Below are 23,978 nucleotides of genomic sequence, written 5' to 3'. Positions count from 1 at the left end.
GTTATAAAAATCAGCCCTTCTAATTATCGGAACTTATACGCCAGACTATAGCCAGTTAAGGTTAAAAGCCAATGGGCTAAAAATACATGTCGACCTTGCCACCGCTACCCTCCAGCCTGAAAACCTGGGTCAAACACCTCGATAAAGTTCGCCTGCCCATCCTGGCGACAACCCATGAACGGGTGCGGCGCTCCCTTGCCAGTAGCAGCACGTCACTTCGAGAAGTAGCCGAGCGAATCGAAGCCAGTCCGTCACTGGCATTGGTGGTATTGCGCGAAGCCAACGGCAGTAACAACACCCTAAGCGAGCCGGCGGAAAGTCTGGAAGTTGCTATTAGCCGGCTAGGGCTCTCACGCACCGAAGAGCTGCTCAGCCGGCTGCCCGTGATTGCCGAAGATAAATTCCCCAAGGCCCTGCGCCAGATCCAGCTAATCAGCCTGCACGCCTCGCAACAAGCCAGCGGCTTGTTTGCCAATCGCCTGGCGCGGCTGTGGCAGGAAATTCACTGGAGCAGCCTGCTCTTTCTGTCGCCTCTGTGGCCATTGGCCGCAGCCCATCCCGAGCTGATCGATAAATGGGAGGCGCGCGTATTGGGTTTGGGCGAGGCGCCGCACAAGGTTGAGCGCGAGCTGTTCAATGTGTCCTTGCCCTCGCTATGCCTGGCGCTGGCCGAACACTGGCGCCTGCCGGAATGGATAATCCAGGCGTACCGCCTGCTGGCCAGCGACCGCCGCCTTCTGGCCAAGGCGCTGCACATCGCCCGTAACAATGAAGAACCGTTGCATCAACAACGGCTGCTGGATGCAGACCCGGCGTTAGCGCGCTGGCTCACCCAGCCGGGCAACACCATTCTGTTTGCCAACGCCCTGGCCCTGACTGCACACGAGGCCTGGGAGAGCCCCCATAGCTTGCGTTGGCAGCGTCTTACCGCGCTGTACCTGCAAGTGCCCCTGGCCGAACTGCAACAGCTGAGCCACCAACAAGCGGTGAACAGCGTGCGCCAATACCCGGCCACCGACCTCTGGCACCCCGCTCACGCCCTGCTCTGGCCATGGAATGCGCGCCACCTGCAAGCCGTGCCGCCACCGCCGCCGGTTGCCAAAGACACCTCGCCTGCCTGGCAACAGCACTGCCGCGAGTTGCTGCGCGAACCGAGCGCCTTCGCCAACCTGCTGCAACTGACAACCTGCATTCGCGACGCCATCGACGCCTGCGGCATGAGCCGCGCCCTGGTATTGCTGGCCGACAAAACCCAGACCCGCCTGGTCACCCAGCAAACCGTGGGCATGCCCAAGGAAGCGCATTCGCTCACCCTCGACCCAGCTAACAGCCAAGTGCTCAAACGCCTGTTGGCGCAGCCGGGCCAACTGCGCCTGAGCCCGGACAACATCGCCCAGTTCTCGGCGCTGATGCCCGGCACGTTGAAGGCCCTGTTCCCCGGGGAACATATGCTGATCCGCTCGGTCGCCAATAACGGCAAAGTGGTGATGGTTCTGGTGGTCGATCAGCAAGGCGCGCCGCTCAGCGACCCTTGCGTACAGGCCTTCGGCAAAATATCGCAATGCATCGAGCGCGCCCTGGCCAGCTTTGCCAAACGCGGGCGCTAACCTTTCCGCTACAATTTGCCCCCTTATCATTTGGCCTGGAGGCCATGCATGTCTGCCTTCTCTGGTTTGCCCCTGGTCATCGAACCCGCCGACCTGGCCTCGCGCTTGAATGCGCCCGAGCTGATTCTGGTCGATCTCACCAGCGCTGCCCGCTACGCCGAAGGCCATATTCCGGGCGCCTATTTTGTCGACCCCAAGCGCACCCAGCTTGGCCAACCGCCCGCGCCAGGCCTGCTGCCAACGCACGACAACCTGCAAGCGCTATTCGCGGAACTGGGCCACAACCCTGACGCCGTGTACGTGGTGTACGACGATGAAGGCGGCGGCTGGGCAGGCCGTTTTATCTGGCTGCTGGATGTAATCGGCCACGACCAGTACCACTACCTCGACGGCGGCCTGCTGGCCTGGCAGGCCGAAGCGCGCGAACTGAGCACCGAGGTCCCGCCGGCCAGCACGCAAGCGCCGGCCGCGCTACCTATCAACGATGCCCCGACCGCCACGCGCGAATACCTGCAAAGCCGACTGGGCAGCAGCGACCTGGCGATCTGGGACGCCCGCGGCCCGCTCGAATACAGCGGCCAGAAGGTGGTTGCCGCCCGCGGCGGGCACATCCCCGGTGCCGTGAATTTCGAATGGACCGCCGGCATGGACCAGACCCGCGCCCTACGCATTCGCCAGGACATGCCCGCCATTCTGCAAAGTCTTGGCATCAGCAAAGACAAAGAAATCATCACCCACTGCCAAACCCATCACCGCTCCGGCTTTACCTATCTGGTGGCCAAGGCGCTGGGCTATCCACGGGTCAAGGCGTATGCCGGCTCCTGGGGCGAGTGGGGCAACCTGCCAGATACGCCAATCGAAGTGTGAAGCTCGGCTACCTATTTAACGTTTAAGGACACCCATGAAAGATCGTCTGTTTATCCTCAGCCAATACCTGCTGCCCCATCACTTGCTGTCGCGCCTGATTGGCTGCATCGCCGAATGCCGCGCCAGCTGGCTGAAAAATCCGCTGATCACGTGGTTCGTTAAGCAATACCAGGTGGACATGAGCGAAGCGCAGGTCGAAGACCCGACCGCCTATGAGAACTTCAACGCCTTTTTCACACGCGCCCTGAAAGATGGCGCTCGCCCGCTGGATGAGACACCTGGCGCCATCCTGTGCCCGGCAGACGGTGCCGTGAGCCAAATGGGGGCTATTGAGCATGGCCGCCTGTTCCAGGCCAAAGGCCACAGCTTCAGCGCCGTGGAATTGCTCGGCGGCGACAGCGAGCGCGCAGCGCCGTTTATGGGGGGTGAATTCGCCACCATCTACCTGTCGCCCAAGGACTATCACCGCGTACACATGCCGCTGGCCGGCACCCTGAAAGAGATGGTGTACGTGCCCGGCCGGCTGTTCTCGGTTAACCAGACCACCGCCGAAAACGTGCCCGAGCTGTTTGCCCGCAACGAGCGCCTAGTTTGCCTGTTCGATACCGAGCGCGGCCCGATGGCCGTGGTATTGGTGGGCGCCATGATCGTGGCCGCCATCGAAACCGTGTGGGCTGGCCAGGTCGCGCCACCGGCACGCCTGCTGAAAACAACCCGCTACGATGCCGCTGCACGCGGACCGATCGAGCTAGCAAAAGGCGCTGAACTGGGGCGCTTCAAGCTTGGCTCTACCGCCATCGTGCTGTTTGGCCCAAATCAGGTTAAGTGGGCCGAACATATGGTCGCCGGCAGCGCTACTCGTATGGGCGAACGTCTGGCTGACGCGCGCTGATGTTTTTTACACGGCATTGCAGCAGCAGGCCGTGTTGAACATCTGACGGCGCACACAGGTCTCATGCAGAAGAAACCCCGTCCGACAAAGGCAAAATGCCATCTTTGCCATACCCCCGATTGGCTGCGGGTATGGCAAGATGCTGCTAGAGTTCGAAAAACCAGACATTCAGATCGACTCGCCACGCCTTCGTGCGCAGGAGTGTCCAGCCAGATGGATTACGAGTTACATGGATAAACAGAATCCCCACCTGCTGCTACGTGTGCCCACGCCAAACCAGCAGAAACTTTCGTTCTGTGACTCCAGCCCTCGCGACCTGAAACGCTGGATCGCCGGCCTGCCGAAAGCCAATCTGGGTGAAACAGCCCGCCAGCTTTATCAATGCCTGGTCGAACTCAATCAACTGATCACGTCTGCCGAAAACCGTCTGCAACTGCTTGAGCTATTACGCGCGGAAGTTTATTTCGTCAGCAAACACCTTGAGCGCCACTTCCTCAATCAGGCCATCGTGCTCGACGAGCGACCGCGCAAAGTGGCCAATCTGTGCCAGGCCCTGGAAAACCACCTGGCCGCTGGCTATAAGCTCATCGTCTCTCAGGAAGCCCCGCGCAACAGCCGTGAACGCAGCCAGATGCAGCTGCTGACCATCGCCATTCAACGCGCCTGCCATTGCCTGTGCGGCCCGCTGATTCGTGCCAGCCAGCTGTACTGCCCGGTTCCGGAAGGCTTGTGGCTGGAGTTGCACAAGCTCTATCAAATTGCTCAGAACAGCGCCCTGCAAACCATCGTTGTGCGCGATGACATGGCCCTGCACACCAAAGGCCTGAGTGTTGAGCAAACCTACCTGATCGCCCTGCTGCTTGGCTGCGCCCGTACCAACCAGATGCGCCAGAGCGGTATCGCTCGCCTTTCCGAAGTGCTTGGTGCCTGGAGCTCGCTGGTGCACCTGCAAGCGGCGGACGAGCCCGGCAGCCTGTTTGCCATTCCCTCGCAAGTGGATGGCCCGCCTCGCTACAAATCCCTCTTTCAGGACAACGAACTGCACAACCTGCTGGGCATTGATCCTCAGCCCCTGGTCGACGCCATCAAGGAACACCTGATGCTCGACCCGGAAAACCGCAGCAAATCGCGTCTGCTAATTCCCGAAGGCATGAGCATCGACCTGCTGCAGCATTTGAGTTCTGCCTGGGGCGATATCGCCGAGCGCACGTTCCAGCGCAACGCCGGCCACGGCAGCCTGACCTTGTGCATGGGCATGAGCGCCCTGCACTTCTTCCTCGCTGGCGGCAAACCGTTCAACGAAGTACTCAAGCGCCCTGAAGAGCGCCAGACCGCCTCGTTCAAAGCGATAAACGCCGACGCCAAAGATATCTGGCGCAACGCCTTCGACGCTCAAGCCACGGTGGACTGGAACGGCGGCTTGCCCCATGAAGAAATCCAGTACCAACGCCCGAGCAGCGAGAGCGATAGCACCACCGCGACCGAAAACAATTACCCCACGTTCGAACTTGCCATCGTCAACCATAGCCCCGGCGGTTACTGCCTGAGCTGGCCGAAGGAAGTGCCAAATCAACTACAGGCCGGTGAACTGCTTGGCGTGCAAGACTCGCCGGAGCAAAGCTGGAGCGTTGCCTTGGTTCGCTGGATTCGTCAGGTACGCGGTGGCGGCACACAGATGGGCATCGAGCTGATTGCACCGCACGCCCAACCGTGCGGCCTGCAGCTGCTGCGCAAGGCCGATCAGAGCAGCCAGTACCTGCGCGCACTGCTGCTGCCGGAAATCAGTGCGATTTCGCGCCCGGCCAGCTTGATTACGGCGCGCCTGCCCTTCCAGGAAGGCAACAAGGTACAAATCAACCTGAACGGCGAGGAGCGTCGCGCTGTACTCAGCCGTAAGCAAACCAGCACCGGCAGTTTCAACCAGTTCGAGTACCGCGCGGTAGAGCTGGCGCCTCCTGAACAAGGGAAACCGGTCACACCGCAGAAACCCCAGAGCGCGGGCGGCGAGGAAGACTTTGACTCCCTCTGGAAGTCACTGTAAGTTGCCCCGCACACCCCCTTTTGTCGCCTTTTCGCGCCCGTTTGGCGCAGTCTAAGCACACGCCATGGCCATTGAGAAAAAAACCATCCGGCTGCTGATTCTCGAGGACTCGCAGAACGAGGCCGAGCGTCTCGTCAGCCTGTTCCGCAACGCCGGTCGCGCCACCCGCGTGCACCGTCTGACGTCCAGTGACGACCTGGCCAATGCCTTGCAGCAAAGCTGGGATTTGCTGATTGCCGCGCCGACCAGCGAAAACCTCGAGCCCAGCGAAGCGATCAATGCGATCCGCCGTCAGGCCAAAGACATTCCGCTGATTCAGCTGACTGCTGACAACGATCCCGACGCCATTACCGAGGCCCTGGCCCTGGGTGCGCAGGACGCATTGCCGCAAGGCGAAGACGAGCGCCTGATTCTGGTGGCCAACCGCGAGCTGGCCAACCTGGAAGAACGCCGCGGCCGGCGCACCGCCGAGATCGCCTTGCGCGAAGCGGAAAAGCGCTGCCAACTGCTGCTCGACAGCTCGGTGGATGCCATCACCTACGTTCACGACGGCATGCACATCTACGCCAACCGGGCGTACCTCAAGCTGTTCGACTACGAAGATGCCGACGAGCTCGAAGGCATGCCGATGATTGACCTGATCGCCAGCTGCGATCACGCCAACTTCAAAGACTTTCTCAAGAACTACCAGAGTGCCGAAGGCAGCGCCGAGCTGACCTGCAGCGGCATCAAGGCCAACGGCCAGACGTTCCAGGCCCGCATGAGCTTTTCGCCTGCCACCTACGACAGCGAACCCTGCATTCAGGTGGTCATCCGCGCCGAAACCGGCAACGCCGAACTGGAAGAGAAACTGCGCGAGATCAGCAGCCAGGACTTGGTGACCGGCCTGTTCAACCGCAGCCACTTCCTTGAATTGATGGATGCTGCCGCCGACCGCGCCGTAAACGCCGGCCAGCCCGCCACACTCAGCTATATCCGCCTGGACCGCTACAGCAACCTGCTGGCAGAAACTGGTCTGGCGGGCATCGACCTGCTCCTGACGGACCTAGCCAACCTGCTGCGCCAGCACTTCGGTGATGAAGCGCAGTTGGCGCGGTTTGGCGATGACGTATTTGCCACCCTGCAACCGGGTAAAACCCCGGAGCAGGCCGAAAGCGAGCTCAAGGCACTGCTGAAAAAAGTCGAAGGCCACATGTTCGACGTCAGCGGCCGTACCGTACAGACCAGCCTGTCCATCGGTGTTGCCGGGCTCAATGAAAAAACCCCCAACGCTCAGGAAGTGGTCGACCGCGCCCACCGCTGCGCCGATGAGCTGAACGACGGCAACGGCCTCAAGCTGTACAACCCGGCCCAGGAACTGGCAGCAGCCGCCAACCGCGGCAGCATTATCGCCATGGTCCAGCAGGCCCTGGAAAACAACAGTTTCCGTCTGTTGTTCCAGCCGATCATCAGCCTGCGTGGTGACAGCAGTGAGCATTACGAAGTGCTGTTGCGCCTGCTCAACCCGCAAGGCGTAGAAGTGCCACCGGGTGACTTCCTGGAAGCCGCGCGTGAAGCCGGCATGGCCGAGAAGATCGACCGCTGGGTGATCCTCAACTCGATCAAACTGCTCGCCGACCACCGCTCCAAGGGCCACAACACCGTGCTGTTCGTGCACCTGTCCCAAGCCAGCGTGCAAGACCAGACCCTGCTGCCATGGCTGAGTGTGGCCCTCAAAGCCGCGCGCCTGCCGTCCGACGCCCTGGCCTTCCAGCTCAGTGAGCCCGATGCCACCACCTACCTGAAGCAGGCCAAGGCCTTGACACAGGGGCTGGCGGAGCTGCACTGCAAGGTGGCGTTGAGCCAGTTCGGTTGCGCGCTAAACCCGTTCAACACCCTCAAGCACCTGAGTGTGGACTTCGTGAAGGTCGATGGGTCGTTCTCCCAGGACCTAAGTAACGCCGAGGCCCAGGAAGCGCTGAAAACCCTACTCAGCAGCCTGCACGCGCAAGCCAAGCTGACCATCGTGCCCTTCGTAGAAAGCGCCAGCGTACTCGCCACCTTGTGGCAGGCCGGGGTGAACTACATTCAGGGCTACTACCTGCAGGGCCCGAGTCAGTCGATGGATTACGACTTCGCCGCTGGCGACGAGTAACGGCTTCAGCCTCGACGCTCTTGATCTCCACCCATAAAAAAGGCGCCCCGCGGGGCGCCTTTTTTGTGCAGCCAAGCTTAGTGCTGAGCAGCACCAGCGCCTTCGGCCTGCATACGCGCCAGTTCCTGGGCGTACAGCGCATCGAAGTTCACCGGAGCCAGCATCAATGCCGGGAACGAGCCACGAACCACCAGGCTGTCCAGGGTTTCGCGGGCGTACGGGAACAGGATGTTCGGGCAGAACGCGCCCAGGGTGTGGCTCATGGACGCGGCGTCCAGGCCCTTGATCAGGAAGATACCGGCCTGCTGCACTTCAGCGATAAAGGCGGTTTCTTCGCCGGTTTTAACGGTAACCGACAGGGTCAGAACCACTTCATGGAAGTCGCCTTCCAGAGCTTTCTGACGGGTATTGAGGTCCATCGCAACGCTTGGTGCCCACTCCTGACGGAAGATTTCCGGGCTTTTCGGTGCTTCGAACGACAGGTCGCGCACGTAGATGCGTTGCAGGGAGAATTGTGGGTTTTCAGCGCCTTGAGCAGCGCCTTCGTTGGTCACTTGATCAGTCATGTGCAAAACCTTCTTATCAATAAATGCATACAAGCTAGTAAGGGATGAAAAACCTAGGCCTTGAGCAGCGCATCCAACTTGCCGGCGCGCTCCAGGGCATACAGGTCATCGCAGCCGCCCACGTGGGTGCTGCCAATCCAGATTTGCGGCACCGAGGTCGCGCGGGCTTTGCGGGTCATTTCAGCGCGAACATCGGGCTTGCCGTCGACGCTGATTTCCTCGAACGCCACACCTTTGTTGGTGAGCAACTGTTTGGCGCGAATGCAGTAAGGGCACCACGCGCTGGAATAAACGACAACGGCAGGCATATCACTTCACCAATGGCAGGTTTTCGCCGCGCCAGCTGGAAATTCCGCCAGACAGCTTGGCTGCGTTGAAGCCGAGTTTCTTCAGTTCACGGCTGATGGTACCGGCATGCTGGCCCAGGGCGTCGACCACGATGATGGTCTTGGCCTTGTGCTTCTCCAGTTCGGCTACGCGCTCGATCACTTTGTCGTGGGGAATATTCAGCGCATCCACGATGTGCCCGGTGGCGAAATCTTTGTGCGAACGAACGTCCAGAACAATGCCCTCGTCGCGGTTGACCAGCGCGGTCAGCTCGCGGGTGCTGAGGCTGGCGCCGCCTTTGCTCAACTCGGTGAAGATCAGCGCTGCCAGCAGCACTGCGAAAATACCGCTGAGCACATAGTGGTTAGTAGCAAATTCAATCAGGTGAGCGAGCATCAATAAGTTCCAGAACGGCAAAATGTCGGCCAGTATACACAGCCCCCAAGGGCGGCCAAACCCCGTCCAGCGGTGACGCAGCCTCAACTTCGCTTTAAAATGCCGCACCGTTCTAACTGGCACGAAAACTACTGCGCTTGGCCATGCTGCGTTAAAAACGCTGAACGAATGCTCATTGACTACAGTCAACTCCGCTTCGTCCCCCGTTTTTGCCTTGCCTAGCCTTCGCTCGCTACGTTTTCGAGCCAGTTAACCCAAAAACACTTCCCCAAAAGCGAGCCGGATAATGACTGCCACGCCAAAACCACTGGTGCTAATCATCCTCGATGGCTTCGGTCACAGTGACAGCCCCGATTCCAACGCCATCTACGCCGCCAATACCCCTGTATACGACCATTTGCGCGCCACCCAGCCCAACGGCTTGATTTCCGGCAGTGGCATGGACGTGGGCCTGCCAGACGGGCAGATGGGCAACTCCGAAGTTGGCCATATGAACCTGGGCGCGGGCCGCGTGGTTTACCAGGACTTCACTCGGGTGACCAAGGCCATTCGCGATGGCGAGTTCTTCAGAAACCCGGCCATTGTCACCGCCGTAGATAAAGCCGTAAGCGCCGGCAAAGCCGTGCATATCCTCGGCCTGCTGTCCGATGGCGGCGTGCACAGTCACCAGGACCACCTGGTCGCCATGGCCGAGCTGGCCGCCCAACGTGGCGCCGAGCACATTTACCTGCACGCGTTCCTCGACGGTCGCGACACTCCGCCGAAAAGCGCCCAGCCATCGCTGCAGCTGCTGGACGATACCTTCGCCAAACTCGGCAAAGGCCGTACCGCGAGCATTATCGGCCGCTACTTCGCCATGGATCGTGACAACCGCTGGGACCGCGTCGAGCAGGCCTACAGCCTAATTGTCGACAGCAAGGCCGAGTTCACCGCCGACAGCGCCCAGGCCGCCCTCGAAGCCGCCTACGCCCGCGGTGAAAGCGACGAGTTCGTCAAAGCTACCCGCATCGGCGCCCCAGCCAAGGTGGAAGATGGCGATGCCGTTATCTTTATGAACTTCCGCGCCGACCGCGCCCGCGAACTGACCCGCGCCTTTGTCGAACCCGACTTTGCCGACTTCGCCCGTGCCCGCGCACCGCAACTGGCGGGCTTCGTGATGCTGACCCAGTATGCCGCCAGCATCAAAGCGCCCATCGCCTTTGCCGCCAGCAGCCTGGACAACGTACTCGGCGAATACCTGGCCAAAAACGGCAAAACCCAGCTGCGCATTGCCGAAACAGAGAAATACGCCCACGTCACCTTCTTCTTCTCCGGTGGTCGCGAAGACCCCTTCGAGGGCGAAGAGCGCATTCTGATCCCGTCGCCAAAAGTCGCCACCTACGACCTGCAGCCGGAAATGAACGCCCCGATCGTCACCGACCGTATCGTCGAAGCCATCGAGCAACAGCGCTATGACGTCATCGTGGTCAACTACGCCAACGGCGATATGGTCGGCCACACCGGCGTGTTCTCGGCAGCGGTGAAGGCCGTTGAATGCCTGGACGAATGTGTAGGTCGCATCGTCGCTGCACTGGACAAGGTAGGCGGCGAAGCACTGATCACCGCCGACCACGGCAATGTCGAGCAAATGGAAGACGAAGGCACCGGCCAGGCGCACACCGCACACACCTGTGAGCCTGTGCCGTTTATCTACGTGGGCAAACGGGCGCTGAAGATTCGCGACGGCGGCGTGCTGGCCGACGTGGCGCCGACCATGCTGGCGTTGATGGGCTTGCCCAAGCCGGCCGAGATGACGGGCGAGAGCATCGTTATTCTGGATTGATTTACGCGGCCATAAAAAACCGGGCTCAGGCCCGGTTTTTTATGGCTCAAGCATCCATCAATGCTTGGTCCCTTCACCTGCCTTCTTGGCCAGGTAATGCGCGAACAACTGGTTGCCGTTACCCAACGAGGTCAAGTGAGCGTATATCCAGCCGAGGAAGCCCGAGCGGTGCAAGTCCAGCACATGCTCATCGGCCAGGGCCATGAATTTTTCTTCGTCTACGGCCAAAAAGTCGCTCAGTACAAACGTCTCGCCACTGGTGTGGGTCAGTTTCAGGCTGCGCGGGGCCAGCAGTTCCAGTTCGTTGAGCTTGGCGACAAAACGGCGGGTGCGCTCCATTTCGGCGGTGAAGTTCTGCAGGAACTGAATCATCTCCTCGAGAAACTCGCTGTTCTGACCTTCTTCGGTGAACAGTTCACGGCCTTCTTTCTCGTTCCAGCCGGCGTAGGCGGAGTCGAAGCACACGGTGAAGTTTTCCGCGCCATCTTGCGCCAGCACGAACGGATAACGACGCACGAAAGCAGGAATGTAAGTGTTCTCGGCCCATTGCTGGTCGGCACCGACGTAGCCGTTGTGGCCCTCTTTCAAACCCAGCAACGCGATTGGCAAGGCGGTTTCGCCGGCGCCGATAAAGACGATGGGGTAGTGACGCGCCGCCTGGAAGAATTCCAGGCCGGCCAGTGGCACCAGGTGGGTGTTGGCAGCGAACTCGCTGTTGTTGAGGCCGGCGAGCTTGAGGGTTTTGTGCTCGTCCCGGTTCAGCGCTTTGATTTCTTTGTACAGCAACAAGGTGGTCATAAAAACTCCTGAAAATTCGGCTTAACGAATAACGATCTGGGCCATAACCTGACCGCTGTCCTGGTCCGCCTCCCCATCCTTGGGGGTATTGGCTGCCACCAGGCTGATATTCAATGCTTGCCTCAGTTGAGGTTGAGCCCCGCGCCGACGCTTTGCAGGTCGACATCGGTGGAACCCGTTTCCAGGGCGCGACCATCGTCAAAAAACACCAATGGCTGCCAACGTTCGCTGAGGTTCCAGTAACGCTCCAGGTTCAGCGTCGCGCCTCGCGGAGATGCAATTACCCCGGTTCGTCACCGCGCACAGTGCTGATACCACCAAACTGGTATAGCAAAGTGCGACGGCAGGGTCTCAGCATCACTGGCTGCTGCCAACCGAAGCGACCCACTGTCAGAAACGGCTTACCTACATTGCGGCTCGCCTAAACGCGGCCGCTAACCCGCTGATAGCTGTCACGTTTGAAGGTGGTTGAGAACCCGTTGGGTGCGCCGCCGTGTTGCTCGCAGCCGACGCATTCATTGCGGTAGTTGTTATGGGCAACCGGTCCATCCGCGTGGGCTTTCTCCTGGAGCCAGGGACGCAGATCAGCGCGAGACAGATGGTTTCGCGGGGATGACAACGGCGAGGTTTGGATTTCTCGAAGACATGCGCGCGCGATTATTCGTACTGCACGGTGCCCAAGCGAATCGAACGCTGTGAAGCCGCAGGCATCTTCTCGTCTTCGTCCCACTCTTCAACCGCCTCGGCCAACGCCTGAATCACATCAGCCGGAACCCGCTTGGGCAGATGCTGCAACAGCATTTCCAATTCGTGCAGTTCGCAAAGCTGTGCCAGGGCGAGCACAGCGGTTTGCCGTACGGCTTCTTCGCGGTCGGCCAGACATTGGGTAAGCAAGGGGATGCATTGCTCGGCCGGGTAGAAGCTTAGCGCCCAGACCAGACGCCGCCGCACGTAGGCAGCCGGCTCGTTGTTTAACCGCTCGCGAAGCGGTTCGTAGCCGCGCGGGTCCGCGCTGGCGGCGAGCGCCAAGGCAGCGTGGGCGCGCAGCTCTTCGTCAGGGTCTTGCAGGCAGGCATTCAACTCTTCGACCGCTTCGGCCACGGCTACCGCTTGCAGCCCGATGCAGGCCTGCACCCGCACTGCGGTATCGGGGCTCCCGAGTGCGGCAAGCAGGGCGGGAATATTGGGCGGCTCTATGGGCGTCGGCGTCCAGTCGTAGGCGCGAGAGGTCCGGCGTTCGGCGAAGCCTTCGAGGGTGCTGGTGGCGTAGTCGCGTACGTCTTCGTCGGGGTCTGATTGCTGCAATTGGCCGATCGCCTCGATGGCTTCGGTAGCGTCCAGCGAACCGAGAGCAAGCACGGCTTCCAAACGCACGGGGGCGGCTTCATCGCGTAGCGCCTTGAGCAGCACCGCAATGGCTTCGGGGCTGGAGTAGCGCAGCGCATTGCAGGCTTGCTGGCGAACAAAGGCGGCGGGGTCGCTGGCCGCCGCCAAAAAACGCGGCAACTGGTCGTCGGTGATTTCGCTTAGGTAGGTCAGCGCCCAGCCCCGCACGTCGGCGTCGGGATCATCACAGGCATTGAGCAGCGGCTCGCGCAGACGCTCATCACGCAGCTCTCCCAGCTCGCGCACAGCACGTTCGCGCACCCTGGGATCGGCGCTGCCAAGCTGTCGCAGCCAGCCGGCCACTTCTGTCTTGGCACGGTGGGTCTGGTAAAGCGCGCGTAAGCGGTCGAAAACCATGGGGCACTCTTAGCGGGTAAAGGGCGGCTCTCAGCATACAAAAAAGCAGCGCGGTGAATGCCGCCACCGCAGGGCAAATGCGAGGTGCTACAGACCTACGCGGACGGTGGCTGTTCCAGCCAGGCGAGAAACGCGGCTTCGTCCAGCGGTGGGCTGAAGTAGAAGCCTTGACCAAGGGCACAATCGAGGCCGCGCAAGGTGTCGTATTGGGCAAGATTCTCGATGCCTTCGGCCACGCATTCCAGGCCCAGGTTATGGGCAATCATCAGGATGGTTTCCACCAGCATTTTGCCGCTGGCATCGTCGGGCAGATCGGCGACAAAACTGCGGTCGACTTTCAGACGGTCCAGCGGTAGGCGCTTGAGGTAGGTGAGCGAGGAATAACCGGTGCCGAAGTCATCGATGGCAAAACGCACGCCGAGGTCCTTGAGTGCCTGCATGGCGGCGATGCACTGGTCGACATCTTCGAGCAGCACGCCCTCGGTGATTTCCAACTCCAGCACGCGGGCCGGCAGGTTATGGCGGCGCAGGCAATCGGCCACGCGTTGCACCACATCAAACTGGCGCAGCTCGTGAGGGCTGAGGTTGACCGCCAGTACAAGCGCCGGCCAACGGCGGTGCCAGCGCGCCAGGGTGGCGCAGGCTTCGTCGAGCACCCAGGCGCCGATATCGAGGATCAGCCCGGTTTCTTCGGCCAGGGGAATAAATTGAGTGGGCGGAATTTCACCGCGCTCCGGGTGGGTCCAGCGCAGCAGCACTTCGGCGCCGACAATCTCGCCGGTGAGCAAATCCAGTTGCGGCTGGAAGGCCAAGTGCAGCTGGTTGCGCACCAGTGCCTGGCGCAATTCGCCTTGCAGTTGCAGACGCTGGTCGATGGCGGCCTGCATAGCCGGGGCGAAGAAGTGCAGCGCATTGCGCCCGCCGCGCTTGGCGCGGTACATGGCGGTGTCGGCTTGCTTGAGCACATCGGCAGCACCCTGGTCGCCCACCGGGTGCAGGGCGATGCCGATACTGGCGCTGATGGACAGCTCATGGCCGTCGATCTGGTAGCTGCCCAGCAGGCTTTGCAGCAGCTTTTCGCCCACATCGGCGGCGTGTTCGCCGGCTACCTCGGCGTTGTCGCCGATGCTTTCCAGCAGCACCACGAATTCGTCGCCGCCTAACCGGGCGAGGGTGTCCTCGGCACGCAGGCAGCCGGCCAGGCGCGTCGTCACTTCGCGCAGCAAGGCATCGCCCACGGGGTGGCCAAGGCTGTCGTTAACGGTTTTAAAGTGGTCCAGGTCGATAAACAGCAGCGCGCCGAAGGAGCTGTCGCGCACTTCGCGGGTCATGGCGTGTTGCAGACGGTCGAGCAACAGGCGGCGGTTGGGTAGGCCGGTAAGTTCGTCGCTGTAGGCCAGGCGTTCGATTTCCCGCTGGTAGCGCTGGCGCTCGGAGATATCGGTGACGCTGGCGCGGATCAACTTCTGCTCGCCAGGCATGCGCACCAGCCGCACCTCGCACGGCAACTGGCGGCCGGCGCTGTCGCGGTGCAGCCATTCAAACACTGGCGCGGCGCCTTCCAAGGCGGCGGTGGTGTAGCCCATGCCGGCTTGCGCGGAGAGACGCCCATCGGCCTGACGGGTTGGGCTGAGATCCACCGGGCGGCGGCCGATCAGCTCGTCACGGCTAAGCTTGAACAGACGCTCGGCGTTCTCGTTGACGTCCACCAGGCCACCATCTTCGGTAAATAGCAGGATGGCTTCCGGGGCGTGTTCCACCAGGGTGCGGTAGCGGGCTTCGGCCTCGTAGCGCGCGGTGATGTCTTCGATCAACGCCAGACAGGCTTCCAGCCGCCCCTGCGCATCGCGCACGGCGCGCAGGCTCAGACGGGTGTAGATGACGCTGCCGTCTTCACGCAGAAAACGTTTGTCCAGTTCGTAGTCGTCGCGCTCGCCCAGGGCCACGCTTTCGAACAAGGCCTGCTCGACAGGCAGGTCTTCGGCATGGGTGATCTGCGCCCAGCCGCCAGCGCGCAGGCTTTCGCGGCCCCGGCCCAGCACCTGGCAGAGCTTGGCGTTGACCTCCAGCCACATGCCCTGCGGGCTGATCATGGCCATGCCGATCAGCGGCGCTTCGAAAAACAGCCTTAGCCATTCATCGCGCTCGCGCAGTTGCTGTTCGGTGAGTTTGCGCGCGGAGATGTCCTGAATGGCGCCGTAGATGCGGATGACTTTGCCGTCATCCATCTCGCTGAGGCCCATCACCCGAAGAAATCGGGAATTGCCCCGCGCGGTGATCAGGCGTACTTCCACGTCGAATGGGCGGCCATCGCTCATGGTTTCGGCAAGAGTGCGCTGGGCGGTGGCCTGGCCTTCCTTGTCCAGGTAGCTGAGGGCCTGGTTAAAGTCGGGGGTGGCGCCGCTGGGGTCCAGCTCATAGAGGCGGAAGCAGCCCTCGCTCCAGAACATGTCCAGGCCCGGCACGTCCAGCACCCAGCCGCCAATATCGGCGATAGCTTCGGTTTGCGACAGCAGGTGGGTCTGGCGCAGCAGTTCTTCGCGGCGCGTGGCGATTTCGGCGGCCAGGCGTTCGCGGGAGGTGACGTCGTTTTGCAGGGCGATGTAATGGCTGATGCCCTGGTCATCGCGCAACGGCGACAGGGTGATTTCGTTCCAGAATGGCGTGCCGTTCTTGCGGTAGTTGCGCACCACCACCTGGGCCGCCTCTCCGCGATGCAAGGCCGAGCGCAGTACGTGCAGCTCGCTTTGGCGGCGGTCGTCGCCTTGTAGAAAACGGCAGTTGCGCCCGAGCACTTCGGCGCGGCTGTAACCGGTGATGCGTTCGAACATGGGGTTGCTGTAGATCAACGGCAGGTCGGGCTGGCGGGCGTCGGCGATGGTGATGCCCAGGGGGCTGGCTTCCAGGGCGAGGTTGGCCAGGGCCAGTTGCTGCTGCATCTGCGCGCTGCGGCGCAGCGCCAGACGCAAGTCGCTGAGGCTGCGGCCGATCAGCAGGGCCGCAACCATCATCAATAGCACCGACAGGTGCAGCTCGGTGAGCGGCGCGCCCAATAGCGTGGCGGCGCTTTCGCGGCTCTGCACCAGGGGCAGGGCACGCATCATCAGGCCGCTGAGTACGGCACCGCTCAGCGCGCCGGGGTAACCCCAGCGCATGGCTAATAGCAACATCACCGTGCCGAGCAGCGGCAGGATCAACGGCACCGGCAAAATATCCAGCAAGAATGGCAGGCCCACCAACAGCCCCAGCAACAGCCACCACGGCGGCAGACGCCGGCGCGGCTGGGCCAGTTCGTCATCCCGGCTGGCCCCGGGCGGCGGCGCCCAACCTCGCGCGCGCAAGGTGTAAGTGAGGTAACTGAACAGCGGCGTGGCGACTACCAGGGCGCTGAAGCTGTCGGCCAGCCACATGTTCAGACTGGCCAGCGCCCAATCGCCGTTGGGCGCCTGACCCGAGACAAACAGCGCCGCCTGCATCAGCAAGGCCTGCACTGACACCGGCACCAACAGGCCGAGCAGCAGGTAGCGAATCAGGTTACTGAGGTTGGGCAGGCCGGCATCAAACAGTCGTCGGCGCAGCAGCAGCCAACCCACCAGCGTGGCAGTGGCCTGGGGTATGGCAAACAGCGGCGCCCAGTGCCAATCCAGCCCCCAAAGCGGCGCGCTGATGGTGGCATTGAGAACGATCGCCAGCAGCACCCGTGGCCCCCACCACATGGTGAACACCAAGCCCAAGGCAAATGGCAGGTACCACAGCGCCAAGCCAGCCGTGAATTGCGTAGGCAGCGAACACCAGGTAGCGAGATGCAACAGCGGCAGCGGGAGCCACCACGTCCACTTCGGGAGGGTATTGAAGACAGCAGGCATGCGTACCTCGGGCCAAGACGCTGCCATAGCATAGAACAGCGTCACGTCGTCTGTGCTGCTGTTTCGCCACTACTTGAGGAAGGATGCTGGGTGATGCCAGACGGCTTAAACAGCGTCGCGGGGAAGCAGCAGGCCGAGCGGCAGACAGACTCGGGCTTCCAGACCGCCACCGGAGCGATTGCGCAGCTCCACACTGCCGCCGTGTTGCGCGGCAATGCGTTTGACAATGGCCAGCCCCAACCCTGTGCCCTTGCCACCGCGGGCACGGTCGCCTCGAATAAAGGGGTTGAAGATATCGTCCAGCTCGGCTGGGTTAATGCCGTGACCGCGGTCGAGCACGCTCAGCACTACGTATGGCGCGTTGCTGTCGCCGGACACATAGGCAGCCACTTCCACCGCATTACCGCCGTGGTGCAGGGCGTTTTCGATCAGGTTGTTGAGCAGGCGCTTCATCGACACCCGGCGCAAGGGAAACGGCGGTACCGGCTCCAGGCACAGGCGCACGTTTTCCCTATCGTGATTGAACGGCGCCACGACGTCTGCCACCAGATCGGCCAGGTCCACTTCTTCCAGTCGCTCGTCGCGACCGTCGCGGATAAAGGCCAGGAACTGGTCGAGGATGGCGTCCATGTCTTCGATATCGCGCACCATATCCTCGACCAGTTCGGTGTCGCTGTTGAGCAATTCCAGGCCCAGGCGCAGGCGGGTAAGCGGGGTGCGCAGGTCGTGCGAGACCCCGGCCAGCATCAGCTCACGCTCGCGGGCGGCCTGTTCGAGGCCGTCGGCCATCTGGTTGAAGGCGCTATACACCTCGGTCATTTCACTCGGGGTATCGCTGATCGGCAGGCGCACGCTGCGGCCCTGGCCGAGTTGGCGGGTGGCTGATACCAGGCGCTTCAAGGGTTGGTTGAGCTGGCGTACGAAAATCCACGCGGCCGCGGTGGAAAGCACACCGATGGCCAGGAACCAGCCCAGCACACCCCAGATTTTCTGCCCGCGCAGTGGGTGCGGGTACAGCGGCACTTCCACCCAACCGTCACCCAGGGCCGGGGCACGTACCCACAACGCCGACGGCTGATGGATGCGCAGGCGCACTTCGGTGTCCGGGCCCAACTCCATGCGCATCTGCCGTTGGAAGATGCCGGTGTAGGGCCAGTGCTGCTCGCCCGGCGGCTCTTCGGCGTCGGAGGTCCAGCGCAGGCCGGCGGCTTTTTCGATGACCGGCCGCTTGTCTTGCTCGGTCGCCCAGTACGCCCGCAGGGTCAACGCGGCGCCGTGGCTGTACTGGCGATCGACCAGCACGTCCTCGTTCATCATCAAATAAACCAAGGTAAGCGCTTTGGAAAACAGCACCACCACCAGCACCAGCCAGAGGGTGCGGGCGAAGAAGCTTTGCGGGAACCAGACGGGGGTTTTCATGGGGGAGTAAGGATTCTGGAGGAGAGGGCTTTTTGTGGGAGAGGCTTTAGCCTCGATGCTGTTGATTTAAAAGCATCGAGGCTAAAGCCTCTCCCACAGGTACAGCGTTACTCAGGCGTTACTTATTGCCATCCGGCACAAACACATACCCCACGCCCCACACCGTCTGGATGTAGCGCGGCTTGGACGGGTCTGGCTCGATCAACCGGCGCAGGCGGGAAATCTGCACGTCGATGGAGCGCTCCAGGGCGTCCCACTCGCGGCCACGGGCCAGGTTCATCAGCTTGTCGCGGGTCAGCGGCTCGCGGGCATGTTGCACCAGCGCCTTGAGCACGGCGAACTCGCCGGTGGTGAGCATATGCACTTCTTCGCCACGCTTGAGCTCGCGGGTGGCGAGGAACAGTTCGTAGTCGCCAAAGCTCACGGTTTCGTCTTCGCTACCCGGCGCACCTGGCACGGAAACGGTCTGGCGGCGCAGCACGGCTTTGATCCGCGCCAGCAGTTCGCGCGGATTGAACGGCTTGGCCAGGTAGTCGTCAGCGCCCTGCTCAAGGCCCTGAATACGGCTGCTCTCATCGCCTTTGGCGGTAAGCATGATGATGGGCATCTGGTTGTTGGCTTCACGCAGACGTTTGCACGCCGACAGGCCGTCTTCGCCCGGCAGCATCAAATCCAGTACCAGCAGTTGAAAGAGTTCGCGCGACAGCAGGCGGTCCATCTGCTCAACGTTTTCCACCGCCCGAACGCGGTAGCCTTGCTCTTCCAGAAAACGTTCCAGCAGGCGTCGCAGACCGGGATCGTCATCGACGATCAGGATTTTTTCGCCTTCCAGCGGGGCCGTATTGCTCATAAGTGCTCCTCTAAATCGTCGCGCATTATGGCGCAGACACCAGAGACGGCGTGTGCGGCATTCGTTAGCAGATTTTTCCCGGTCGCATTAAAACGCCCTGCGTATAATGCCGGCCTTCCACTTTTTGTGTCAGTTCATCCTAGTTAAGTGAGTTTTTTATTAATGGAAAGCATCAACAACCGTATTGCCCAGGAATTGGGCGTTCGCCCGCAGCAAGTCGCCGCTGCCGTTGCCTTGCTGGATGAAGGTTCCACCGTTCCGTTTATTGCCCGCTACCGTAAAGAAGTCACCGGCAGCCTGGATGACACCCAGCTGCGTAATCTGGAAGAGCGCCTGCGCTACCTGCGCGAGCTGGACGAGCGCCGCGCCAGCATCCTCGCCAGCATCGAGGAACAGGGCAAACTCACCCCCGAGCTGACCCGCGAGATCAACCTCGCCGACACCAAGACCCGCCTCGAAGACCTGTACCTGCCCTATAAGCAGAAGCGCCGCACCAAGGGCCAGATCGCCCTGGAAGCCGGCATCGGCGAGTTGGCCGACGGCCTGTTCAACGACCCGAGCCTGACGCCCGAAACCGAAGCGGCGCGTTTTATCGATGCCGAAAAAGGCTTCGCCGACGTCAAGGCCGTGCTCGAAGGCGCCAAGTACATCCTCATGGAGCGCTTTGCCGAAGACGCCAAGCTGCTGGATAAACTGCGCAGTTTCCTTAAGCACGAGGCCATCCTCAGCGCCCGCGTGGTAGCCGGCAAGGAAGAAGAAGGCGCCAAGTTCCGCGATTACTTCGAACACGACGAGCCGCTCAAAAGCATGCCCTCGCACCGTGCCCTGGCGATTTTCCGTGGCCGCAACGAAGGCATTCTCAGCTCGGCGCTGAAAGTCGGCGATGAAGCGCCCGGCAGCCTGCACCCGTGCGAAGGCATGATCGCCGAGCATTTCGGCGTGAAGAACGAAAACCGCCCGGCTGATAAATGGCTCGGCGAAGTGGTGCGCTGGACTTGGAAGGTCAAACTCTACACGCACCTGGAAACCGACCTTCTGGGCGAGCTGCGCGACGGCGCCGAAACCGAGGCGATCAATGTTTTCGCCCACAACCTGCACGACCTGCTGCTGGCCGCCCCGGCCGGCCCGCGCGCCACCCTGGGCCTGGACCCGGGCCTGCGTACCGGCTGCAAGATCGCCGTGGTCGATGCCACCGGCAAGCTCTTGGAATACGCCACCGTGTACCCGCACGTGCCGCAAAAACAGTGGGACCAGACCCTGGCCATCCTCGGCGCGCTGTGCATCAAGCACCGCGTGGACCTGATTTCCATCGGCAACGGCACAGCCAGCCGCGAGAGCGACAAGCTGGCCGCCGAGCTGATCAAAAAACTGCCAGAGCTGAAGATGACCAAAATCATGGTCAGCGAAGCCGGCGCCTCGGTGTATTCGGCTTCGGAGCTGGCGGCCAAGGAATTCCCGGACCTGGACGTGTCGATCCGTGGCGCCGTGTCCATCGCCCGTCGCCTGCAAGACCCGCTGGCCGAGCTGGTGAAGATCGACCCTAAATCCATCGGTGTCGGCCAGTACCAGCACGACGTGTCGCAGTTGAAGCTGGCGCGCAGCCTGGATGCCGTGGTGGAAGACTGCGTAAACGCCGTGGGCGTGGACGTAAACACGGCCTCGGTGCCGTTGCTGGCGCGTATCTCTGGCCTGAACACCACCCTGGCGCAGAACATCGTTAACCACCGCGACTCCCACGGTGCGTTCAAAACCCGCGACGCCCTGAAAAAGGTGCCGCGTCTGGGCGACAAAACCTTCGAACAAGCCGCCGGCTTTCTGCGCGTGATGAACGGCGACAACCCGTTGGACGCCTCCGCCGTGCACCCGGAAACCTACCCGCTGGTGCAACGTATTGCCGCCGACACCGGCCGCGATCTGCGCTCGCTGATTGGCGATGCCAGCTTCCTCAAGCGCCTGGACCCGAAGAAGTTCACCGATGAAACCTTCGGCCTGGTGACCGTTAGCGACATCCTCGCCGAGCTGGAAAAACCCGGTCGCGACCCGCGCCCGGAGTTCAAGACCGCCGAGTTCCAGGACGGTGTGGAAACCCTGCAAGACCTGCAACTGGGCATGGTCCTCGAAGGCGTGGTGACCAACGTCACCAACTTCGGTGCATTCGTCGATATCGGCGTGCACCAGGACGGGCTGGTGCACATCTCGGCGCTGTCGGAAAAATTCGTCAAAGACCCACGTGAAGCGGTCAAGGCCGGTGATGTGGTGAAGGTCAAGGTGATGGAAGTGGACATCCCGCGTAACCGCATCGCGCTGTCCATGCGCATGGGCGACACGCCGGGCGAGAAAATCGACGGCCCACGCGGTGGCGGCAATAAAGGCGGCGGCAAGCCACGCCCGCAAGCGCAACCCACCACGCAGCCTGCGCCAAGCAATAACGCCATGGCCTCGCTGTTCGCCAACGCCAAACAACTGCGGAAATAATCCATGACCCAGCCAGCGGACGAAACGCCTTCCAATTGCGAAGAAGTCGGCAGTAAAAGCGCATTTGCCCGTTTGCTGGGACTGCATATTCTCAAGGCCGACGGCGGCGAGGCGATCATTGGCCTGAGCATGCACGACGGCCTGCGTAACCTGCACGGTAAGCTGCATGGCGGCGCGCTGTTCTCCCTCATCGACACGGCCATGGGCCAGGCCAGCCACAGCGTGGTGGGCGGCCCGGGCACGGTGACGCTGGAGAGCAAGATCAACTACATCCGCCCGGTGGACGATGGCGACATTCTCTGCCGCGCCTGGGTGGTGCATGCGGGCCGGCGCACGCAGGTGATCGAGGCCGAAGTGCACCAGGGCGACAAACTGGTGGCCAAGGCGCAAGCGACGTTTGCCTGTCTGTAAACGCCGGCCGAGCGTAACCGCCGCGTGAGTTCCGCCTGCGCTGCGGTTAATCTGTCTGGCATCAGTAAACCAGGCGTCAACGCCAGTTCCTCATTTGCCCCCTTGTAGACCGTTAGAGCCACCCCCATATAGGGCCGACTGACGCGAAGGAACACAAAATTGAGCGACCTCCTCTCCCGCCGTTTGGCACTGCTCAGCAAGCCCGCCCACTTGAATTTGCTTACCCAGTGCCTGCACGGGATCGAGCGCGAATGCCTGCGCGTCGATAGCCAGGGGCAACTCGCCCTGACGCCGCACCCCATCGCCTTGGGCTCTGCCCTGACTCACCCGCAGATCACCACCGATTACTCCGAATCGCTGCTGGAGTTCATTACCCCGGCCGAGCCGGATCCGGCAGCAACGCTGGCGGACCTCGAACAGATCCATCGCTTTGCCTACAGCAAACTCGACAACGAGTATCTGTGGAGCCCGTCCATGCCCTGCCCATTGCCGGAAGAAGAGGTGATTCCCATCGCCCGCTACGGCAATTCGAATATCGGCCGCCTCAAATACGTTTACCGCAAGGGCCTGGCCCTGCGTTACGGCAAGACCATGCAGTGTATCGCCGGCATTCACTACAACTTCTCGTTGCCCGAGGCGGTATGGCCGCTGCTTCAAGTAGCAGAAGACGACACCCAGAGCCCGCGGGACTATCAGTCCGAGCGCTATATCGCCCTGATCCGTAACTTCCGGCGCTACAGCTGGCTGTTGATGTACCTGTTTGGTGCTTCGCCAGCGCTGGATGCCGGTTTCCTGCGCGGCCGCCCGCACAAGTTGCAGCAGCTTGACGACCACACGCTATACCTGCCCTACGCCACCAGCCTGCGCATGAGCGACCTGGGTTACCAGAGCAACGCCCAGGCCGGACTTACGCCGTGCTACGACGACCTGGCCAGCTACACCGACAGCCTGCGTTGCGCGGTGTCGACGCCCTACCCGGCCTATGCCGAAGCGGGCACGAAGAAGGATGGCGAGTGGCAACAGCTGAACACCAACATCCTGCAGATCGAAAACGAGTACTACTCCAACATCCGCCCCAAGCGCGTGACCTACAGCGGCGAGCGGCCGATTCAGGCGCTGATGGCCCGTGGCGTGCAGTACGTGGAAGTGCGCTGCCTGGATATCAACCCGTTCCTGCCGATGGGCATCGACCTTGAGAGCGCACGTTTTATCGACGCTTTCGTGCTGTTCTGTGCCCTGCAAGACAGCCCATACCTGAGCAGCAACGAATGCCATGGCTGCACCTACAATTTCCTCACTGTAGTGAAGGAAGGCCGCAAACCGGGCCTGCAACTGCAGCGCAACGGGCTGGGCATCGGCCTGCAGGAGTGGGCAAACGAGCTGCTGGATAGCATCGGCAAGCTCAGCGCCCTGCTCGACCAGAGCAATGGCGGCGACCAGCACGTGCAAGCCCTGGCGGCTCAGCGCGCTAAGGTGGCCGACGTGACGCTGACCCCGTCGGCGCAGGTGCTGAGCGCCTTGCAGGCCAACAAGCAGACCTTTGCCGAGTTCTCGTTTCAGCAAAGTCAGGCCCATGCCGCGTACTTTCGCAGCACGCCGCTGAGTGCCGAGCAAAGCGCGCAGTTCGAAGAGTCGGTAAAGCAATCGCTGGCCGATCAGGCTGCAACCGAAGCGGAACAGAGTGGCGATTTCGACACGTTTGTTGCCGCCTACCAGGCCAGTATTCTGGCGTTGGCGGTTTAGTCGACAGCGTCACAAAAAAAG

17 protein-coding genes are annotated in these 23,978 nt (G+C 61.7%); 9 read left to right on the top strand and 8 right to left on the bottom strand.

Annotation, left to right across the window (positions count from 1 at the left end; translation table 11 throughout):
- Positions 1 to 86 precede the first annotated feature (86 nt).
- The 5 genes from PKE98_RS03530 to PKE98_RS03510 all read left to right on the top strand — a co-directional run bounded on the left by PKE98_RS03530 (position 87) and on the right by PKE98_RS03510 (position 7,541).
- The gene (locus PKE98_RS03530) at positions 87 to 1,607 is read left to right on the top strand and encodes an HDOD domain-containing protein (protein WP_271193874.1); all 1,521 of its coding nucleotides are present in this window, start codon (positions 87 to 89) and stop codon (positions 1,605 to 1,607) included.
- 48 nt (positions 1,608 to 1,655) lie between these two features.
- Positions 1,656 to 2,474: a rhodanese-like domain-containing protein gene (locus PKE98_RS03525; protein ID WP_271193873.1), complete on the top strand. Its 819-nt coding sequence runs from the start codon at positions 1,656 to 1,658 to the stop codon at positions 2,472 to 2,474.
- Positions 2,475 to 2,508: 34 nt separating this feature from the next.
- Positions 2,509 to 3,366 (top strand): archaetidylserine decarboxylase, encoded by an 858-nt coding sequence (gene asd, locus PKE98_RS03520; protein ID WP_271193872.1) that lies wholly within the window; start codon positions 2,509 to 2,511, stop codon positions 3,364 to 3,366.
- Between the two features lie 229 nt (positions 3,367 to 3,595).
- Positions 3,596 to 5,407: a cyclic-di-GMP receptor FimW-related protein gene (locus tag PKE98_RS03515; RefSeq protein WP_271193871.1), complete on the top strand. Its 1,812-nt coding sequence runs from the start codon at positions 3,596 to 3,598 to the stop codon at positions 5,405 to 5,407.
- A 64-nt stretch (positions 5,408 to 5,471) separates the two neighbouring features.
- A complete protein-coding gene (locus tag PKE98_RS03510; RefSeq protein WP_271193870.1) occupies positions 5,472 to 7,541 on the top strand; it encodes an EAL domain-containing response regulator in 2,070 nt (689 codons plus the stop codon).
- Positions 7,542 to 7,618: 77 nt separating this feature from the next.
- On the opposite strand, the gene secB is transcribed toward PKE98_RS03510, so the two are convergent.
- From secB to PKE98_RS03495, 3 genes are read right to left on the bottom strand one after another with little or no spacing between them, the layout of a single operon-like run.
- On the bottom strand, positions 7,619 to 8,107 hold the full coding sequence (gene secB / locus PKE98_RS03505) for a protein-export chaperone SecB (RefSeq protein WP_122451596.1): 489 nt from the start codon (positions 8,105 to 8,107) through the stop codon (positions 7,619 to 7,621).
- A gap of 53 nt (positions 8,108 to 8,160) precedes the next feature.
- Positions 8,161 to 8,415 carry a glutaredoxin 3 gene (gene grxC, locus PKE98_RS03500; RefSeq protein ID WP_271193869.1) on the bottom strand — a complete coding sequence of 85 codons (255 nt, stop codon included), beginning with the start codon at positions 8,413 to 8,415 and terminating at the stop codon, positions 8,161 to 8,163.
- Position 8,416: 1 nt separating this feature from the next.
- Positions 8,417 to 8,830 carry a rhodanese-like domain-containing protein gene (locus PKE98_RS03495; RefSeq protein WP_271193868.1) on the bottom strand — a complete coding sequence of 138 codons (414 nt, stop codon included), beginning with the start codon at positions 8,828 to 8,830 and terminating at the stop codon, positions 8,417 to 8,419.
- 286 nt (positions 8,831 to 9,116) lie between these two features.
- Here PKE98_RS03495 and gpmI point away from each other — a divergent pair, with 286 nt between their 5' ends.
- Entirely contained in the window at positions 9,117 to 10,652 is a 1,536-nt protein-coding gene (gpmI, locus tag PKE98_RS03490; RefSeq protein WP_271193867.1) for a 2,3-bisphosphoglycerate-independent phosphoglycerate mutase, read from the top strand.
- 57 nt (positions 10,653 to 10,709) lie between these two features.
- Here gpmI and PKE98_RS03485 read toward each other — a convergent pair whose 3' ends face one another.
- From PKE98_RS03485 to ompR, 5 genes are all read right to left on the bottom strand, one after another.
- Positions 10,710 to 11,450, bottom strand: coding sequence for a SapC family protein (locus tag PKE98_RS03485; RefSeq protein ID WP_271193866.1), 741 nt, complete (start codon positions 11,448 to 11,450; stop codon positions 10,710 to 10,712).
- Positions 11,451 to 12,107: 657 nt separating this feature from the next.
- A complete protein-coding gene (locus tag PKE98_RS03480; protein ID WP_271193865.1) occupies positions 12,108 to 13,193 on the bottom strand; it encodes a HEAT repeat domain-containing protein in 1,086 nt (361 codons plus the stop codon).
- A 95-nt stretch (positions 13,194 to 13,288) separates the two neighbouring features.
- Entirely contained in the window at positions 13,289 to 17,059 is a 3,771-nt protein-coding gene (locus PKE98_RS03475) for a bifunctional diguanylate cyclase/phosphodiesterase (RefSeq protein ID WP_271193864.1), read from the bottom strand.
- A gap of 105 nt (positions 17,060 to 17,164) precedes the next feature.
- Positions 17,165 to 18,478 carry an ATP-binding protein gene (locus tag PKE98_RS03470; protein ID WP_271193863.1) on the bottom strand — a complete coding sequence of 438 codons (1,314 nt, stop codon included), beginning with the start codon at positions 18,476 to 18,478 and terminating at the stop codon, positions 17,165 to 17,167.
- A 118-nt stretch (positions 18,479 to 18,596) separates the two neighbouring features.
- On the bottom strand, positions 18,597 to 19,328 hold the full coding sequence (ompR, locus tag PKE98_RS03465) for an osmolarity response regulator transcription factor OmpR (RefSeq protein WP_271193862.1): 732 nt from the start codon (positions 19,326 to 19,328) through the stop codon (positions 18,597 to 18,599).
- 162 nt (positions 19,329 to 19,490) lie between these two features.
- Between ompR and PKE98_RS03460 the strand changes: the two genes are divergently transcribed.
- The 3 genes from PKE98_RS03460 to gshA all read left to right on the top strand — a co-directional run bounded on the left by PKE98_RS03460 (position 19,491) and on the right by gshA (position 23,957).
- Positions 19,491 to 21,803, top strand: coding sequence for a Tex family protein (locus PKE98_RS03460; protein WP_271193861.1), 2,313 nt, complete (start codon positions 19,491 to 19,493; stop codon positions 21,801 to 21,803).
- Between the two features lie 3 nt (positions 21,804 to 21,806).
- Entirely contained in the window at positions 21,807 to 22,214 is a 408-nt protein-coding gene (locus PKE98_RS03455) for a PaaI family thioesterase (protein ID WP_271193860.1), read from the top strand.
- Positions 22,215 to 22,373: 159 nt separating this feature from the next.
- Complete coding sequence (gene gshA / locus PKE98_RS03450; protein WP_271193859.1) at positions 22,374 to 23,957, top strand: glutamate--cysteine ligase; 1,584 nt, start codon at positions 22,374 to 22,376, stop codon at positions 23,955 to 23,957.
- Positions 23,958 to 23,978 lie beyond the last annotated feature (21 nt).

This window comes from Pseudomonas turukhanskensis (assembly GCF_027922365.1).
Classification (GTDB): Bacteria; Pseudomonadota; Gammaproteobacteria; order Pseudomonadales; family Pseudomonadaceae; genus Aquipseudomonas; species Aquipseudomonas turukhanskensis.
The sequence above is the reverse complement of the archived record's forward strand: the minus strand, read 5'-3'. Positions and strand labels throughout refer to the sequence as shown.

Excerpts from the sequence above, each read along its gene's own strand:
- PKE98_RS03455 (WP_271193860.1), top strand. The coding sequence starts at position 21,807 with ATGACCCAGCCAGCGGACGAAACGCCTTCCAATTGCGAAGAAGTCGGC.
- PKE98_RS03510 (WP_271193870.1), top strand. The coding sequence starts at position 5,472 with ATGGCCATTGAGAAAAAAACCATCCGGCTGCTGATTCTCGAGGACTCG.
- grxC (WP_271193869.1), bottom strand. The coding sequence starts at position 8,415 with ATGCCTGCCGTTGTCGTTTATTCCAGCGCGTGGTGCCCTTACTGCATT.
- asd (WP_271193872.1), top strand. The coding sequence starts at position 2,509 with ATGAAAGATCGTCTGTTTATCCTCAGCCAATACCTGCTGCCCCATCAC.
- PKE98_RS03460 (WP_271193861.1), top strand. The coding sequence starts at position 19,491 with ATGGAAAGCATCAACAACCGTATTGCCCAGGAATTGGGCGTTCGCCCG.
- gpmI (WP_271193867.1), top strand. The coding sequence starts at position 9,117 with ATGACTGCCACGCCAAAACCACTGGTGCTAATCATCCTCGATGGCTTC.
- PKE98_RS03525 (WP_271193873.1), top strand. The coding sequence starts at position 1,656 with ATGTCTGCCTTCTCTGGTTTGCCCCTGGTCATCGAACCCGCCGACCTG.
- PKE98_RS03480 (WP_271193865.1), bottom strand. The coding sequence starts at position 13,193 with ATGGTTTTCGACCGCTTACGCGCGCTTTACCAGACCCACCGTGCCAAG.
- PKE98_RS03475 (WP_271193864.1), bottom strand. The coding sequence starts at position 17,059 with ATGCCTGCTGTCTTCAATACCCTCCCGAAGTGGACGTGGTGGCTCCCG.
- secB (WP_122451596.1), bottom strand. The coding sequence starts at position 8,107 with ATGACTGATCAAGTGACCAACGAAGGCGCTGCTCAAGGCGCTGAAAAC.
- PKE98_RS03515 (WP_271193871.1), top strand. The coding sequence starts at position 3,596 with ATGGATAAACAGAATCCCCACCTGCTGCTACGTGTGCCCACGCCAAAC.
- PKE98_RS03495 (WP_271193868.1), bottom strand. The coding sequence starts at position 8,830 with ATGCTCGCTCACCTGATTGAATTTGCTACTAACCACTATGTGCTCAGC.
- PKE98_RS03530 (WP_271193874.1), top strand. The coding sequence starts at position 87 with ATGTCGACCTTGCCACCGCTACCCTCCAGCCTGAAAACCTGGGTCAAA.
- PKE98_RS03485 (WP_271193866.1), bottom strand. The coding sequence starts at position 11,450 with ATGACCACCTTGTTGCTGTACAAAGAAATCAAAGCGCTGAACCGGGAC.
- PKE98_RS03470 (WP_271193863.1), bottom strand. The coding sequence starts at position 18,478 with ATGAAAACCCCCGTCTGGTTCCCGCAAAGCTTCTTCGCCCGCACCCTC.
- ompR (WP_271193862.1), bottom strand. The coding sequence starts at position 19,328 with ATGAGCAATACGGCCCCGCTGGAAGGCGAAAAAATCCTGATCGTCGAT.